The sequence below is a fragment of the Kluyvera sp. Awk 3 genome, from assembly GCF_028069715.1.
In the GTDB taxonomy this organism is placed as follows: Bacteria; Pseudomonadota; Gammaproteobacteria; order Enterobacterales; family Enterobacteriaceae; genus Kluyvera; species Kluyvera georgiana_A.
The window spans coordinates 18334-32790 of record NZ_JANEWH010000004.1 but is presented as its reverse complement, the minus strand read 5'-3'; the positions used below and the strand labels follow the sequence as shown (position 1 = coordinate 32790).

The window sequence follows — 14457 nt, the reverse complement described above, 5'->3', positions numbered from 1 at the left end:
TCATGAGCACAACATTACGTCCACACGACTTAATCTGGCTGAACGCGCGCGACGCGCTCGAAGATGTCACGGAATCCTGGGTGGATACCGTCTGGCATAGCGGTCTGCCGGTAGTGGTGCGGCGTGATGTTGATGCGCAGGGGCGCATTCCCGTGGGTGTCCGCGGGATGAAACGCGAGCAGCGCGCCGCCGGTTGGGTAAAAGCGGAGACGGTCGTTCGCGTATGCTCGCCGGAATCGCTGGTGGATCCGCTGTCGCTGCTGCGTTCGCCCTTTATCTCTCAGCCACCGGTTCAGGTGGCTTTGTTATTGGCGCAGCAGGCGTGGCCGTGGACGTGGGGTATTACCGGGAGTACCGGCTATGCGTTGGCGACCGGGATCCCGGTTATCCACGCGGCAAGCGATTTGGACCTGCTGATCCGCGCGCCGCAGCCGCTCTCCCGTGAGGCGCTGGAGAAGTGGCAGCAGCAGCTGGCAGGCGGGCTGTGCCGGGCAGATACCCAGGTGGATACCCCGCGCGGCGGCTTTGCCCTTAATGAGTGGCTGCGCGATGGAAAAGCGCTGTTAAAAACCTCACAGGGGCCGCTGTTGGTCCGCGACCCGTGGGGCAGGGAGGAGTCATGAAAATTCTGTTTACCTTTCCGGGGCAGGGGACGCAGCACCCAGGGATGCTGCAAAACCTTCCGGGGACGGAGCTGACCCAGGCGCGTGAAGTGCTGGGGGCCGAGGTGGATACGCTGGATAGCCCTGAAGCGTTGAAACATACCCGAGCCGTTCAGCTGTCTCTGCTGATTGCTGGCGTTGCCTGGGCGCGCGAGCTGGAACGTCGTGGCGTAGCGCCCGATATCGTGAGCGGGCTGTCGATCGGCGCTTATCCGGCAGCGGTTATCGCGGGTGCGCTGGAATTCAGCGATGCGCTGCGGCTGGTGGCGCTGCGCGGTGACTTAATGGAGCAAGCATACCCAAATGGTTACGGTCTGACGGCCATTATGGGGCTGACGCTCAATCAGGTGGAAGCGCTGGTGGCTGATAGCGGTACTTACATCGCCAACCTGAATGCGGAAACACAGATTGTGATTGCCGGTACCGATGAAGCGATGGCGGAAGTGGCGAAACGCGCGATGGAAAAAGGGGCAAGTAAAGCGCATCGCCTGGCGGTGAGCGTGCCGTCGCATTGTGAACTGCTGGCCGAGCCCGCACAAAAGTTGGTTGAGGCGTTCAGCCATGTGACGCTTTCCCGCCCACGCTACGCCTACCTGAGCGGCAGTACCGGGCGCGTGCTGTGGCAGCCGGAACGCATTGCCGACGATCTGGCGATGAATATGGCGCGCACGGTGCGATGGCAGGAGGCGGTTATCTCCGCTAACGAACGTGAAGCGCGGCTCGCGATTGAAATGCCACCCGGTGGCGTGCTGACCTGCCTGACGCGTCAGGCTGCATGGGAAGGGGAGTCTATCGCCCTGGAACGCAGCGGTATGGATGTGGCCGTGCACCTGGCAAAACGCCTTCGTGCGTGATGTGATTGCCCGATGGCGCTGCGCTTATCGGGCCTACGGCTCGCACCTGATGTAGGCCGGATAAGACGCGTAGCATCGCCATTCGGCAATCAGGCGTTCTGGTTCAGCGTCCTGGCGTACATGCGCCCTTCGGCGGCCAGCGCCAGCAGGCTTGGGTCGCGCTCGCGGTTGCGGGCAAAGACGATGGCGATAAGCTGCTGCATCTGATACGGCTCAGCCAGTTTTTGTAGCTTCACGGTATTCTCATACATTTTCTTCATTCGCCCCGGCATCAAACAGAAACCCACTCCTGCCTGTACCAGACTGAGCATGGAGAAGATATCGTTCACGCGGGTGACAATCTCCGGCTCGAACCCGGCGATATGAAACGCTTCCTGGAAACCGGCGTAGGTGGCAAACCCTTCCGCCAGCGAGACAAACTTTTCATGGCGATAGTGGCGCAGGTCGGCCTTCGCGGTGGTATCCAGCGCGGCGGACATCGGCGCGGCGAGGTAGATATCATCGTGGAACAGGGGGAGCACTTCGAGGCTGTTGCGGTCGATTTCGCTTTCGGAAATGGAGATGAGGATGGCATCCAGAACGCCGTCTTCCAGCATTTTCAGCAGCGCCTCGTTAGAGCCCATGGTGAGATCCAGCTCCAGGTCCGGACGGCGCAGCTTCATCCCCATAATCAAGTGCGGCACCGTCTCCAGCGTCAGCGAGTAGAGCGTGCCCACACGTAAACGGCCCTGGCCCACGCCTGCCGTTTTGCGCGTCTCTTCCAGCCCGCGCTCCATCAACTGCGTGACTTCCTGACAGTATTCCAGCAGCGTCCACGCCGCCGGTTGGGCAATCAGGTTGCGGCCTTTATGGACGAACAGCGGACAACGAACGTTCTCTTCCAGCGTATGCAACGCCCGGTGCACGCTGACGCCGCTGATATTCAGCGCCTCGGCGGTACGGGCGATGTTGCCCTTCTCCATAAAGGTCATGAAGATGGTGAGCTTGCGGAAGGTAATGTCATCGGTGATTGACAGGTTCATTGTCTGCCCCGTGCGTTAGTCGTTCTGCATCATTTGCTCAAGCTGCTCCTGCGCCTCAAGCCATGCCATTTCACACTCTTCCAGCCCGGATTTGGCGCTAGCCTGCAGTTGCAGACACTCGGTCATCTCCGCTTTACGGCTTGGGTCATACAGGCTGCTGTCGCCGAGCTTCTCTTCCGCCTGCGCCAGTTGGGCGTTGAGCTTTTCCATCTCTTTTTCCAGACGGGTAATCTCTTTACGCAGCGGCTGTGTCAGAGTGCGTAGCTCGGCTTCGCGACGCTTCTGATCTTTGCGTGACTGGGCGCTGTTGGCGTTGTTTTCCTTCGGCGCGTCGTCGGCCTGGTTTTCCTGCTTCTGCACGTCGCTCAGCCACTGCTGATAATCTTCCAGGTCGCCGTCGAACGGTTCGACCTTTTTGTCGTGAACCAGATAGAGGTCGTCAGTGGTGGAGCGGATCAGGTGACGGTCGTGCGAGACGACAACCAGCGCGCCTTCGAAATCAATCAGCGCTTCGGTGAGTGCCTGGCGCATGTCGAGATCCAGGTGGTTGGTCGGTTCATCGAGCAGCAGCAGGTTTGGACGCTGCCAGACGATCAGTGCCAGCACCAGGCGAGCTTTCTCGCCGCCAGAGAAGCGGGCGGTCTGTTCGGTGACTTTATCGCCCTGGAAGCCGAAGCCGCCGAGATAGTCGCGCAGCTTCTGCTCCAGCTCCTGCGGCGCCATGCGCGCCAGATGTTGCAGCGGGGATTCATCCGCGCGCAGGAACTCCAGCTGGTGCTGGGCGAAGTAGCCGAGCTTGATGCCTTTAGCGAGGCCAATCTCACCGTGTAGCGGCTCCAGTTCGCCCGCCAGCAGCTTAATCAGCGTCGACTTACCCGCACCGTTACGGCCCAGCAGGCCGATGCGCGAACCCGGCACCAGGTTCAGCTTGATAGATTCAAGGATTGTGCGATCGCCATAGCCCGCGCTGACCTTTTCCATTTTCAGCAGCGGGTTCGGCAGGCTTTCCGGCGCGCGGAAGCTGAAGTGGAACGGGTTGTCGACATGAGCCGGGGCAATCAGCTCCATACGCTCGAGCATCTTGATACGGCTCTGCGCCTGCTTGGCTTTGGTGGCCTTGGCGCGGAAACGATCGATGTAGCTTTGCAGATGCGCCACGCGCTCCTGCTGGCTTTCGTACATTGCCTGTTGCTGAGCCAGGCGAGTGGCACGCTGCACTTCAAACGAGCTGTAGTTGCCGGTGTACTCGAACATCGTTTCCTGTTCGATATGAATAATTTTGTCCACCACCGGGTCGAGGAAGTCGCGGTCGTGGGAAATCAGAATCAGCGTGCCCTGATAGCTTTTGAGCCATCTTTCCAGCCAGATCACCGCGTCAAGGTCGAGGTGGTTAGTCGGTTCATCGAGCAGCAGCAGGTCGGAGCGGCAGATCAGCGCCTGCGCCAGGTTGAGGCGCATACGCCAGCCGCCGGAGAAGTCGCTGACCGGGCGGGTAAGCTGCTCGTTACTGAAGCCGAGGCCGTGCAGCAGGCTGGAGGCGCGAGAGCGGATGGTCCACGCGTCAATCGCGTCCAGCTTGCCGTGAACGGTAGCAATGGCGTGGCCGTCATTACGTTCGTTGGCGTCATTCAATTGAGCTTCCAGCTGGCGGAATTCGCGATCACCGTCAATGACATACTCCAGAGCGGGTTGAGGCAGCGCAGGGGTTTCCTGGTTTACCCACGCCAGTTGCCAGCTGCTGGGGTAGGTAAAGTTGCCGCCATCGGCGCTTATCTCGTTTTTCAGCAGCGCGAGCAATGTGGATTTGCCGCAGCCGTTTTTCCCCACCAGGCCGACTTTTTGCCCGGGGTTGATGGTGGCCGATGCGTTATCCAGCAGGACACGCACGCCGCGACGAATTTGTAACGAGGAGAAAACAATCATAAGGCGCCGTATGTTCTGAATATGTTAAATTGTCATTGTGGTAATGTAATGTGGTAAGCGAATCGCTAGACCGGGCCGCAATGGTAGCCCAAAACGATGACTATACACAAAATCATTCCGGTTGCGTGCCAACCAGCCAGAAAGAGGATGTGATTGACGCCCGGGAGGGGAATAATGACGCAGACAGCGAAAGTATTGCTGATCTATGCCCATCCGGAATCACAGGACTCGGTTGCTAACCGGGTTTTGCTTAAGCCGGCTTCGCAGTTAAGCAACGTCACGGTGCACGATCTCTACGCGCACTATCCGGACTTTTTTATTGATATTCCTCGCGAGCAGGCGCTGCTGCGCGAGCATGACGTTATCGTCTTTCAGCATCCGCTTTATACCTATAGCTGTCCTGCGCTGCTTAAAGAGTGGCTCGACCGCGTGCTAAGCCGTGGCTTTGCCAGCGGTATAGGGGGAAACCAGCTGGCGGGAAAGTACTGGCGGAGTGTGATCACCACCGGCGAGCCGGAAAGCGCCTACCGTCACGATGGCCTGAATCGCTATCCGATGAGCGATATCCTGCGCCCGTTTGAGCTGACCGCCGCCATGTGCCACATGCACTGGATGAACCCGATTATCGTCTACTGGGCGCGACGTCAGCCGCCCAATGAACTGGCAAACCATGCTAAAGCCTACGCTGACTGGCTGGCGGCGCCGATTGTGGCAGGGGGGCGATGATGGAAGGTTCAGATTTGTTATTAGCTGGGGTGCTGTTTCTCTTCGCGGCGGTGGCGGCGGTGCCGTTAGCCGCGAGGCTGGGCATCGGCGCGGTATTAGGTTATCTGCTGGCGGGGATTGCGATTGGCCCGTGGGGACTGGGTTTCATCAGCGACGTCGACGAAATTCTTCACTTCTCCGAGCTGGGCGTGGTGTTCCTGATGTTTATCATCGGGCTGGAACTGAACCCCACCAAGCTATGGCAGCTGCGACGCCCCATTTTTGGTATTGGCGCCGCGCAGGTCATGCTCAGCGCGGCGATCCTCGGCGGGCTGCTGATGCTGACCAACTTTTCGTGGCAGGCGGCGGTGATTGGCGGGATTGGCCTGGCGATGTCATCGACGGCGATGGCCTTGCAGCTGATGCGCGAAAAGGGGATGAACCGCAGCGAAGCCGGGCAGCTTGGCTTCTCGGTGCTGTTGTTTCAGGATTTAGCTGTCATCCCGGCGCTGGCGCTGGTGCCGCTGCTGGCAGGGGCCGGTGACGATCATGTCCACTGGCAGACCGTTGGCCTGAAGGTGCTGGCTTTTGCCGGAATGTTGATTGGCGGGCGCTATCTGCTGCGCCCGGTATTCCGTTTTATCGCCAGCTCTGGCGTACGTGAAGTGTTTACCGCGGCGACGCTGCTGTTGGTCCTCGGTTCCGCGCTGTTTATGGATGCGCTGGGGCTGTCGATGGCGCTGGGCACCTTTATTGCGGGCGTGCTGTTGGCGGAAAGCGAATATCGCCACGAACTGGAAATCGCTATCGAGCCGTTTAAAGGGCTGCTGTTGGGGCTGTTCTTTATTTCGGTGGGTATGTCGCTGAATCTCGGCGTGCTCTACACCCATCTGTTATTGGTAGTGGGCTGCGTGGCGCTGCTGGTGGCGGTGAAGACGCTGGTGCTGTATCTGCTGGCGCATGTGAACGGTATGCGCAGCTCAGAGCGTATGCAGTTTGCCAGCGTGCTGAGCCAGGGCGGCGAGTTTGCCTTCGTACTCTTTTCCGCCGCCTCGTCGTTCAAAGTCTTCAAGGGTGACCAGATGTCGCTGCTGCTGGTGACGGTCACGCTGTCGATGATGACCACGCCGCTACTGATGAAGGTTGTGGATCTGGTCCTGTCGCGTCGTTTCAACGGCCCGGAAGAGGAAGATGAAGCGCCGTGGGTGGAGGATGATAAGCCGCAGGTGATCGTGGTGGGCTTTGGCCGTTTCGGTCAGGTGATTGGCCGTCTGCTGATGGCCAATAAGCTGCGCATTACCGTCCTCGAGCGTGATATCAGCGCGGTTAACCTGATGCGCAAATACGGCTATAAGGTTTATTACGGCGACGCTACACAGGTGGAGCTGCTGCGCTCGGCGGGGGCTGAACAAGCACAGTCGATCGTCATTACCTGCAACGAACCGGAAGATACCATGAAGCTGGTGGAAATCTGCCAGCAGCACTTCCCGCATCTGAACATTATGGCGCGTGCACGGGGACGTGTGGAGGCGCACGAACTGTTACAGGCAGGCGTGGTACAGTTTTCTCGCGAGACTTTTTCCAGCGCGCTGGAGCTGGGGCGTAAGGCACTTATCTCAACCGGGATGCACCCACATCAGGCGCAGCGCGCCCAGCTGCACTTTAAGCGCCTGGACATGCGCATGCTGCGTGAACTTATGCCGGTCCACAGCGATACCCAACAAATTTCGCGCGTGCGGGAAGCGCGGCGGGAGCTGGAGGAGATCTTCCAGCGTGAGATGCAACAAGAGCGACGGCAGTTGGACGGCTGGGACGAATTTGAATAGAAGGTGAGTATGGCGGTACGTAAACGTTTTATCGCGGGCGCAAAATGCCCGTCGTGTCAGGCGCAGGATTCCATGGCGATGTGGCGCGAGAATAATATCGATGTGGTTGAATGCGTTAAGTGCGGGCACCAGATGCGTGAAGCCGATAAAGAAGCGCGCGATCACGTGCGCAAAGAGGAACAAGTGATCGGGATTTTTCATCCGGAGTAGCGATCCGTGCTGTCTTTTTTTAAGCTTATGGGTACACGGGTGTAGAATTCCGCTACAATCTGCGCCACTAAAATATTCCCATGCTCAGGAGATATCATGAAAGTAGCAAAAGACCTGGTGGTCAGCCTGGCCTATCAGGTACGTACAGAAGACGGTGTGTTGGTTGATGAGTCTCCGGTAAGTGCACCGCTGGACTACCTGCATGGTCACGGTTCCCTGATCTCCGGCCTGGAAAATGCGCTGGACGGTCACGATGTTGGTGATAAGTTCGACGTTGCTGTGCAAGCTAACGACGCTTACGGTCAGTACGACGAAAATCTGGTGCAGCGCGTCCCTAAAGACGTCTTCATGGGCGTTGACGAACTGCAGGTTGGTATGCGCTTCCTGGCGGAAACCGACCAGGGTCCGGTTCCGGTTGAAATCACCGAAGTTGAAGACGACCACGTTGTGGTTGACGGCAACCACATGCTGGCAGGCCAGAACCTGAAGTTCAGCGTTGAAGTTGTGGCTATCCGTGAAGCAACGGAAGAAGAACTGGCTCATGGCCACGTTCACGGCGCGCACGACCATCATCACGATCACGGTGAAGACGGTTGCTGCGGCGGTCACGGCCACGACCACGGTCATGACCACGGCGGTGAAGGCTGCTGCGGCGGTGGCGGTAAAGGCCACGGCGGCTGCGGCTGCCACTAATCCCTCTCGTTCTCTTGAACGACAGAGACAAAAAAAGCGGGGAAACCCGCTTTTTTTACGTCTTAATAATGGGGCGGCGGCGTCTCTTCAGACTGTGACGCGATGTTGGACGGTTGGCTGGCTTTGAGTTTTTCCGTCAGCAGACGCAGATGCTCGCGCAGTTTGGCCATCTCCATTTCATGAGCGGTCACCGTCTGGTTGAGATCCTCAATGGTGATCTCCTGGAAGGCCAGTCGGCTTTCAAGCTCCTCCAGACGCGCCTCGATAGTCGTTTCCTGCATGATGTCTCTCTCTACTCTGTTATCGCCAAAAGCGTTTCCGACGCGGCGGATTCTACGCAACTTTATCCCGGCATGCAGCACTGCCGTTCGTGAGCGGAAACTAATTTAAACAAAAAGAGTCTGAAAAGGGTCGATATCAGGAGCGTTCGTATGTAGATTTCCTCTACAACGTTTTATAGTACGCTTCTCATTTAGTTAACATGGGGCGAGAGGCCCCGGCCCTGGAGAGATGGATGAAATCACTGTTTAAAGTAACGCTTCTGGCAACCACAATGGCCGTTGCACTGAATGCGCCTCTGACCTTCGCGGCTGACGCTGCGGCGAAAGCGGCCCCGGCAGCAGAAAGCAAAGCTGCATTCAAAAATGACGACCAGAAATCTGCTTATGCGCTGGGCGCATCGCTGGGTCGTTACATGGAAAATTCTCTGAAAGAACAGGAAAAACTGGGCATCAAACTGGATAAAGACCAGCTGATCGCCGGCGTTCAGGACGCCTTTGCTGATAAGAGCAAACTGTCCGATCAGGAAATTGAACAAACTCTGCAGGCTTTCGAAACTCGCGTGAAGACCTCCGCTCAGGCGAAGATGGAAAAAGACGCGGCTGATAACGAAGCGAAAGGCAAAGCCTACCGCGACAAGTTCGCCAAAGAGAAGGGCGTGAAAACCTCTAAAACCGGCCTGCTGTTTAAAGTAGAGAAAGAAGGCACCGGCGAAGCACCGAAAGACAGCGACACCGTGGTTGTTAACTACAAGGGTACGCTGATCGACGGTAAAGAGTTCGATAACTCTTACACCCGCGGTGAGCCGCTCTCCTTCCGTCTGGATGGCGTTATTCCAGGTTGGACTGAAGGCCTGAAAAATATCAAGAAAGGCGGTAAAATCCAGCTGGTTATCCCACCGGATCTGGCATACGGAAAAACCGGCGTTCCGGGTATTCCGGCGAACTCCACGCTGGTCTTCGACGTTGAACTGTTAGACGTTAAACCGGCCCCGAAGGCCGAAGCGCAGCCTGAAGCCGCACCGGCAGATAAAGCTGCTGAAGCGAGCAAAAAATAAGAGTCAGATAGCCGCCGCCCACAGGGCGGCGGCTTTTTATTATCGGCAGGATATAATTAATGCTGGAAAGCGCCTTATGCGCTGTATTACTTTAGATGCCCCTAATAGTGATGAGCCTGCCCTGACAACATAACGACAGGCTCCTGAAAAGGAGTGCTTTTTTTCATGTCCAGGTCGCTTTTAACCAACGAAACCAGTGAACTTGATTTACTGGATCAACGTCCTTTCGATCAGACCGACTTCGATATTCTTAAATCCTACGAAGCGGTGGTGGACGGGTTGGCGATGCTCATTGGTTCCCACTGCGAAATCGTGCTGCATTCACTTCAGGATCTTAAATGTTCGGCAATACGTATCGCAAACGGTGAACATACCGGGCGCAAAATCGGCTCGCCGATTACCGACCTCGCACTCCGTATGCTGCATGATATGACCGGGGCGGATAGTAGCGTTTCCAAATGCTATTTTACTCGCGCCAAAAGCGGCGTGCTGATGAAGTCGGTCACCATTGCCATCCGTAATCGTGAGCAACGCGTCATTGGCTTGCTGTGCATCAACATGAACCTCGATGTGCCGTTCTCACAGATTATGAACACCTTTATTCCGCCAGAGACGCCGGAAGTGGGCTCTGCGGTTAACTTCGCCTCCTCGGTGGAGGATCTGGTGACCCAGACGCTGGAGTTCACTATCGAAGAGGTCAATGCCGATCGCAATGTTTCCAATAACGCCAAAAATCGCCAGATCGTGCTTAACCTTTACGAGAAAGGCATCTTCGACATCAAAGATGCGATCAACCAGGTGGCTGACCGCCTGAACATCTCCAAACACACGGTGTATCTCTACATTCGTCAGTTCAAGAATGGCGATTTCCTGGGGCAAGATAAGTAATGCGTTTTGCCCTGATGGTGACCGGGCCAGCCTATGGTACGCAACAGGCCAGCAGCGCGCTGCAGTTTGCGCAGGCGGCGCTGGCAGAAGGTCACGAGATAGCCTGTGTGTTTTTCTATCGCGAAGGGGTATACAACGCCAATCAGCTGAGTTCCCCTGCCAGCGATGAGTTTGATCTGGTTCGCGCATGGCAATCGCTGCATGATACGCACGGCGTGGCGCTGCATATTTGCGTCGCCGCCGCGCTACGTAGAGGCGTGACGGATGAAACGGAAGCCGGGCAGCTTGGGCTGTCGACCTCTAACTTACAGCCGGGTTTCTCGCTGAGCGGATTGGGTTCGCTGGCCGAAGCCGCGCTGACCTGCGATCGAATGGTGCAGTTCTGATGAAACGCGTCGCGTTTGTTTTCTCCAGTGCGCCGCACGGCAGCGCCGCTGGCCGGGAAGGGCTGGATGCGCTGCTGGCGACGTCAGCATTAAGCGAAGACCTTGGCGTCTTTTTCATTGGTGATGGCGTGTTTCAGCTGCTCAGCCAGCAGACGCCCGCGGTGATTCTGGCGCGTGACTATATCGCCACCTTCAAGCTGCTGGCGCTCTACGATATTGAAAACTGCTGGATCTGCGCCGCCTCAATGCGTGAACGCGGTCTGGCGGCCGATACGGCATTTGTCGCCGATGTGGAACCGTTAGAACCGGATGCGCTGCGGGAACGGCTTAACGGCTACGATGTCATTCTGCGCTTCTGAGGCCCCTATGCTGCATACACTCAGTACTTCCCCCTGGCATTCCGATATCGCGGGTATGATCCGTCTGATGGCTGAAGGTGATGATTTGCTGCTGCTCGCCGATGGCGTGCTCGCGGCAGTGGAAAACAGCCACTTTCTTGAAATCCTGCGTGCTGCCCCCATATCCATCCATGTGTTGAATGTAGATGTGCAAGCGCGCGGTCTTTGTGCTCAAATTTCGAGCGATGTCATCATGGTCAGCTATACTGACTTCGTCAGGTTAACGGTAAAACACCCGGCTCAAATGACCTGGTAATGCCATACCGTTGTATATTTCTTGACACCCTTTCGGCATGGCCCTAAAATTTCGCGTCCTCATATTATATGAGGCGATTTATTACGTGTTTACGAAGCAAAAGCTAAAACCAGGAGCTATTTAATGGCAACAGTTAACCAGCTGGTTCGCAAACCACGTGCTCGCAAAGTTGCAAAAAGCAACGTGCCTGCACTGGAAGCCTGCCCGCAGAAACGTGGCGTATGTACTCGTGTATATACTACCACTCCTAAAAAACCGAACTCCGCACTGCGTAAAGTTTGCCGTGTCCGTCTGACTAACGGTTTTGAAGTAACCTCCTACATCGGTGGTGAAGGTCATAACCTGCAGGAGCACTCCGTGATCCTGATCCGTGGCGGTCGTGTAAAAGACCTTCCGGGTGTTCGTTACCACACCGTTCGTGGTGCGCTTGACTGCTCCGGCGTTAAAGACCGTAAGCAAGCTCGCTCCAAGTATGGCGTGAAGCGTCCTAAGGCTTAATGGTTCTCCGTTAAGTAAGGCCAAACGTTTTATATTAATGTCAAACTAAACTCTTTGAGTTTTGGACAATCCTGAATTAACAACGGAGTATTTCCATGCCACGTCGTCGCGTCATTGGTCAGCGTAAAATCCTGCCGGATCCTAAGTTCGGATCAGAACTGCTGGCTAAATTTGTCAATATCCTGATGGTAGATGGTAAAAAATCTACTGCAGAATCAATCGTATACAGCGCGCTGGAGACCCTGGCTCAGCGTTCTGGTAAAAATGAACTGGAAGCTTTCGAAGTCGCTCTCGAAAACGTTCGCCCGACTGTAGAAGTTAAATCCCGCCGTGTAGGTGGTTCTACTTATCAGGTACCAGTTGAAGTTCGTCCGGTCCGTCGTAATGCTCTGGCAATGCGTTGGATCGTAGAAGCTGCTCGTAAACGCGGTGATAAATCCATGGCTCTGCGCCTGGCGAACGAACTTTCTGACGCTGCAGACAACAAAGGTACTGCAGTTAAGAAACGTGAAGACGTTCACCGTATGGCAGAAGCCAACAAGGCGTTCGCACACTACCGTTGGTAATCCCTTCGGAGTATTAGTCACCAGGCGGGCGCTTCAGCGAAGCTGCCCGCTTTGGGTTACTTAACTGAACGCCTAAAAAGATAAACGAGGAATCAAATGGCTCGTACAACACCCATCGCACGCTACCGTAACATCGGTATCAGTGCGCACATCGACGCCGGTAAAACCACTACTACCGAACGTATTCTGTTCTACACCGGTGTAAACCATAAAATCGGTGAAGTTCACGACGGCGCCGCTACCATGGACTGGATGGAGCAGGAGCAGGAACGTGGTATTACCATCACTTCCGCAGCGACTACTGCATTCTGGTCTGGTATGGCTAAGCAGTATGAACCGCATCGCGTAAACATCATCGACACCCCGGGGCACGTTGACTTCACCATCGAAGTAGAACGTTCCATGCGTGTTCTTGACGGTGCGGTAATGGTTTACTGCGCAGTTGGTGGTGTTCAGCCACAGTCTGAAACCGTATGGCGTCAGGCTAACAAGTATAAAGTACCGCGCATCGCGTTCGTTAACAAAATGGACCGTATGGGCGCTAACTTCCTGAAAGTTGTTGGTCAGATCAAAACCCGTCTGGGCGCGAACCCTGTTCCGCTGCAGCTGGCAATTGGCGCTGAAGAAGCGTTCACCGGTGTTGTTGACCTGGTGAAAATGAAAGCCATCAACTGGAACGAAGAAGATGCAGGTGTAACCTTCACTTATGAAGATATCCCGGCTGACATGCAGGAACTGGCTGACGAATGGCACCAGAACCTGATCGAGTCCGCTGCTGAAGCTTCAGAAGAGCTGATGGAGAAATACCTGGGTGGTGAAGAACTGACTGAAGAAGAGATCAAAAAAGCTCTGCGTCAGCGTGTTCTGAACAACGAAATCATCCTGGTAACCTGTGGTTCTGCGTTCAAGAACAAAGGTGTTCAGGCGATGCTGGATGCGGTAATTGATTACCTGCCATCCCCGGTTGACGTACCTGCGATCAACGGCATCCTGGACGACGGTAAAGATACTCCGGCTGAGCGTCACGCAAGCGACGACGAGCCGTTCTCTGCACTGGCGTTCAAAATCGCTACCGACCCGTTTGTTGGTAACCTGACCTTCTTCCGTGTGTACTCCGGTGTGGTTAACTCTGGTGATACCGTACTGAACTCCGTGAAAGCTGCACGTGAGCGTTTCGGTCGTATCGTTCAGATGCACGCTAACAAACGTGAAGAGATCAAAGAAGTTCGCGCGGGCGACATCGCTGCTGCAATCGGTCTGAAAGACGTAACCACTGGTGACACCCTGTGTGACCCGGATGCGCCGATCATTCTGGAACGTATGGAATTCCCTGAGCCGGTAATCTCCATCGCAGTAGAACCGAAAACCAAAGCTGACCAGGAAAAAATGGGTCTGGCTCTGGGCCGTCTGGCTAAAGAAGACCCGTCATTCCGCGTATGGACTGATGAAGAATCTAACCAGACCATTATCGCCGGTATGGGTGAGCTGCACCTCGACATCATCGTTGACCGTATGAAACGTGAATTCAACGTTGAAGCGAACGTCGGTAAACCTCAGGTTGCTTACCGTGAAGCGATTCGCGCGAAAGTTACCGATATCGAAGGTAAACACGCTAAGCAGTCTGGTGGTCGCGGTCAGTACGGTCATGTTGTTATCGACATGTACCCGCTGGAGCCGGGTTCCAACCCGAAAGGCTACGAGTTCATCAACGACATTAAAGGTGGTGTAATCCCTGGCGAATACATCCCGGCCGTTGATAAAGGTATCCAGGAACAGCTGAAATCTGGCCCGCTGGCTGGTTACCCGGTTGTTGACATGGGTGTTCGTCTGCACTTCGGTTCTTACCATGACGTTGACTCCTCTGAACTGGCGTTTAAACTGGCCGCTTCTATCGCCTTCAAAGATGGCTTTAAGAAAGCGAAACCAGTTCTGCTTGAGCCGATCATGAAGGTTGAAGTAGAGACTCCGGAAGAGAACACTGGTGACGTTATCGGTGACTTGAGCCGCCGTCGTGGTATGCTCAAAGGTCAGGAATCCAACGTGACTGGCGTTGTGATCCACGCTGAAGTTCCGCTGTCCGAAATGTTCGGTTATGCGACTCAGCTGCGTTCACTGACCAAAGGCCGTGCTTCTTACTCCATGGAGTTCCTGAAGTACGACGATGCGCCGAACAACGTTGCTCAGGCCGTTATTGAAGCCCGTGGTAAATAATCCACAGGATTAAAACCTAAGTC

Annotated in this window: 17 protein-coding genes; 14 read left to right on the top strand and 3 right to left on the bottom strand. The window is 55.6% G+C overall.

The annotated features are described in order from the left end of the window. The first annotated feature begins 2 nt into the window (after nt 1-2). Together NNN71_RS01905 and mdcH are read left to right on the top strand one after the other, a co-directional pair. A complete protein-coding gene (locus tag NNN71_RS01905; protein WP_271457736.1) occupies nt 3-623 on the top strand; it encodes a malonate decarboxylase holo-ACP synthase in 621 nt (206 codons plus the stop codon). Beyond that, nucleotides 620-1516 (top strand): malonate decarboxylase subunit epsilon, encoded by an 897-nt coding sequence (gene mdcH, locus NNN71_RS01900; protein WP_271457735.1) that lies wholly within the window; start codon nt 620-622, stop codon nt 1514-1516. Before NNN71_RS01905 ends, mdcH begins: the two co-directional genes overlap by 4 nt. An 89-nt stretch (nt 1517-1605) precedes the next feature. On the opposite strand, the gene NNN71_RS01895 is transcribed toward mdcH, so the two are convergent. Beyond that, complete coding sequence (locus NNN71_RS01895; protein WP_167574917.1) at nt 1606-2538, bottom strand: LysR family transcriptional regulator; 933 nt, start codon at nt 2536-2538, stop codon at nt 1606-1608. 15 nt (nt 2539-2553) lie between these two features. Then, on the bottom strand, nt 2554-4461 hold the full coding sequence (locus tag NNN71_RS01890; protein WP_163446652.1) for an ABC transporter ATP-binding protein: 1908 nt from the start codon (nt 4459-4461) through the stop codon (nt 2554-2556). A gap of 174 nt (nt 4462-4635) precedes the next feature. On the opposite strand from NNN71_RS01890, the gene kefG reads away from it, so the two are divergent. From kefG to slyD, 4 genes are all read left to right on the top strand, one after another. Next, complete coding sequence (gene kefG, locus NNN71_RS01885) at nt 4636-5187, top strand: glutathione-regulated potassium-efflux system ancillary protein KefG (protein ID WP_167574919.1); 552 nt, start codon at nt 4636-4638, stop codon at nt 5185-5187. Continuing rightward, nucleotides 5187-6992 carry a glutathione-regulated potassium-efflux system protein KefB gene (gene kefB / locus NNN71_RS01880; RefSeq protein WP_163446908.1) on the top strand — a complete coding sequence of 602 codons (1806 nt, stop codon included), beginning with the start codon at nt 5187-5189 and terminating at the stop codon, nt 6990-6992. Before kefG ends, kefB begins: the two co-directional genes overlap by 1 nt. A gap of 9 nt (nt 6993-7001) precedes the next feature. Then, complete coding sequence (locus tag NNN71_RS01875) at nt 7002-7202, top strand: YheV family putative zinc ribbon protein (protein ID WP_106925165.1); 201 nt, start codon at nt 7002-7004, stop codon at nt 7200-7202. Nucleotides 7203-7298: 96 nt separating this feature from the next. Then, nucleotides 7299-7895: a peptidylprolyl isomerase gene (slyD, locus tag NNN71_RS01870; protein ID WP_064541588.1), complete on the top strand. Its 597-nt coding sequence runs from the start codon at nt 7299-7301 to the stop codon at nt 7893-7895. A 62-nt stretch (nt 7896-7957) separates the two neighbouring features. On the opposite strand, the gene NNN71_RS01865 is transcribed toward slyD, so the two are convergent. Then, nucleotides 7958-8176, bottom strand: a complete 219-nt coding sequence (locus NNN71_RS01865; RefSeq protein WP_163446646.1) for a protein SlyX — start codon at nt 8174-8176, stop codon at nt 7958-7960. Between the two features lie 233 nt (nt 8177-8409). Here NNN71_RS01865 and fkpA point away from each other — a divergent pair, with 233 nt between their 5' ends. The 8 genes from fkpA to fusA all read left to right on the top strand — a co-directional run bounded on the left by fkpA (nt 8410) and on the right by fusA (nt 14434). Beyond that, complete coding sequence (fkpA, locus tag NNN71_RS01860) at nt 8410-9231, top strand: FKBP-type peptidyl-prolyl cis-trans isomerase (RefSeq protein ID WP_163446644.1); 822 nt, start codon at nt 8410-8412, stop codon at nt 9229-9231. A gap of 165 nt (nt 9232-9396) precedes the next feature. Further along, nucleotides 9397-10119, top strand: a complete 723-nt coding sequence (locus NNN71_RS01855; RefSeq protein WP_163446642.1) for a helix-turn-helix transcriptional regulator — start codon at nt 9397-9399, stop codon at nt 10117-10119. Continuing rightward, nucleotides 10119-10505, top strand: a complete 387-nt coding sequence (gene tusD / locus NNN71_RS01850) for a sulfurtransferase complex subunit TusD (protein WP_271457734.1) — start codon at nt 10119-10121, stop codon at nt 10503-10505. The genes NNN71_RS01855 and tusD overlap by 1 nt, the downstream gene beginning before the upstream one ends. Further along, nucleotides 10505-10864 carry a sulfurtransferase complex subunit TusC gene (gene tusC, locus NNN71_RS01845; RefSeq protein ID WP_167574922.1) on the top strand — a complete coding sequence of 120 codons (360 nt, stop codon included), beginning with the start codon at nt 10505-10507 and terminating at the stop codon, nt 10862-10864. The genes tusD and tusC overlap by 1 nt, the downstream gene beginning before the upstream one ends. 7 nt (nt 10865-10871) lie before the next feature. Beyond that, the gene (gene tusB / locus NNN71_RS01840) at nt 10872-11159 is read left to right on the top strand and encodes a sulfurtransferase complex subunit TusB (RefSeq protein ID WP_065356483.1); all 288 of its coding nucleotides are present in this window, start codon (nt 10872-10874) and stop codon (nt 11157-11159) included. Nucleotides 11160-11282: 123 nt separating this feature from the next. Continuing rightward, a complete protein-coding gene (rpsL, locus tag NNN71_RS01835) occupies nt 11283-11657 on the top strand; it encodes a 30S ribosomal protein S12 (RefSeq protein ID WP_000246815.1) in 375 nt (124 codons plus the stop codon). A gap of 95 nt (nt 11658-11752) precedes the next feature. Further along, complete coding sequence (gene rpsG, locus NNN71_RS01830) at nt 11753-12223, top strand: 30S ribosomal protein S7 (RefSeq protein ID WP_035894363.1); 471 nt, start codon at nt 11753-11755, stop codon at nt 12221-12223. Between the two features lie 96 nt (nt 12224-12319). Then, the gene (gene fusA / locus NNN71_RS01825; protein WP_064541605.1) at nt 12320-14434 is read left to right on the top strand and encodes an elongation factor G; all 2115 of its coding nucleotides are present in this window, start codon (nt 12320-12322) and stop codon (nt 14432-14434) included. The last annotated feature ends 23 nt before the right edge of the window (nt 14435-14457 follow it).

What these genes read in the sequence shown, in the direction of transcription:
- rpsG (WP_035894363.1), top strand. Translation starts at nt 11,753, where the DNA reads ATGCCACGTCGTCGCGTCATTGGTCAGCGTAAAATCCTGCCGGATCCT.
- rpsL (WP_000246815.1), top strand. Translation starts at nt 11,283, where the DNA reads ATGGCAACAGTTAACCAGCTGGTTCGCAAACCACGTGCTCGCAAAGTT.
- fkpA (WP_163446644.1), top strand. Translation starts at nt 8,410, where the DNA reads ATGAAATCACTGTTTAAAGTAACGCTTCTGGCAACCACAATGGCCGTT.
- kefB (WP_163446908.1), top strand. Translation starts at nt 5,187, where the DNA reads ATGGAAGGTTCAGATTTGTTATTAGCTGGGGTGCTGTTTCTCTTCGCG.
- tusB (WP_065356483.1), top strand. Translation starts at nt 10,872, where the DNA reads ATGCTGCATACACTCAGTACTTCCCCCTGGCATTCCGATATCGCGGGT.
- kefG (WP_167574919.1), top strand. Translation starts at nt 4,636, where the DNA reads ATGACGCAGACAGCGAAAGTATTGCTGATCTATGCCCATCCGGAATCA.
- slyD (WP_064541588.1), top strand. Translation starts at nt 7,299, where the DNA reads ATGAAAGTAGCAAAAGACCTGGTGGTCAGCCTGGCCTATCAGGTACGT.
- NNN71_RS01855 (WP_163446642.1), top strand. Translation starts at nt 9,397, where the DNA reads ATGTCCAGGTCGCTTTTAACCAACGAAACCAGTGAACTTGATTTACTG.
- fusA (WP_064541605.1), top strand. Translation starts at nt 12,320, where the DNA reads ATGGCTCGTACAACACCCATCGCACGCTACCGTAACATCGGTATCAGT.
- NNN71_RS01895 (WP_167574917.1), bottom strand. Translation starts at nt 2,538, where the DNA reads ATGAACCTGTCAATCACCGATGACATTACCTTCCGCAAGCTCACCATC.
- mdcH (WP_271457735.1), top strand. Translation starts at nt 620, where the DNA reads ATGAAAATTCTGTTTACCTTTCCGGGGCAGGGGACGCAGCACCCAGGG.
- NNN71_RS01890 (WP_163446652.1), bottom strand. Translation starts at nt 4,461, where the DNA reads ATGATTGTTTTCTCCTCGTTACAAATTCGTCGCGGCGTGCGTGTCCTG.
- tusC (WP_167574922.1), top strand. Translation starts at nt 10,505, where the DNA reads ATGAAACGCGTCGCGTTTGTTTTCTCCAGTGCGCCGCACGGCAGCGCC.
- NNN71_RS01905 (WP_271457736.1), top strand. Translation starts at nt 3, where the DNA reads ATGAGCACAACATTACGTCCACACGACTTAATCTGGCTGAACGCGCGC.
- tusD (WP_271457734.1), top strand. Translation starts at nt 10,119, where the DNA reads ATGCGTTTTGCCCTGATGGTGACCGGGCCAGCCTATGGTACGCAACAG.
- NNN71_RS01865 (WP_163446646.1), bottom strand. Translation starts at nt 8,176, where the DNA reads ATGCAGGAAACGACTATCGAGGCGCGTCTGGAGGAGCTTGAAAGCCGA.
- NNN71_RS01875 (WP_106925165.1), top strand. Translation starts at nt 7,002, where the DNA reads ATGGCGGTACGTAAACGTTTTATCGCGGGCGCAAAATGCCCGTCGTGT.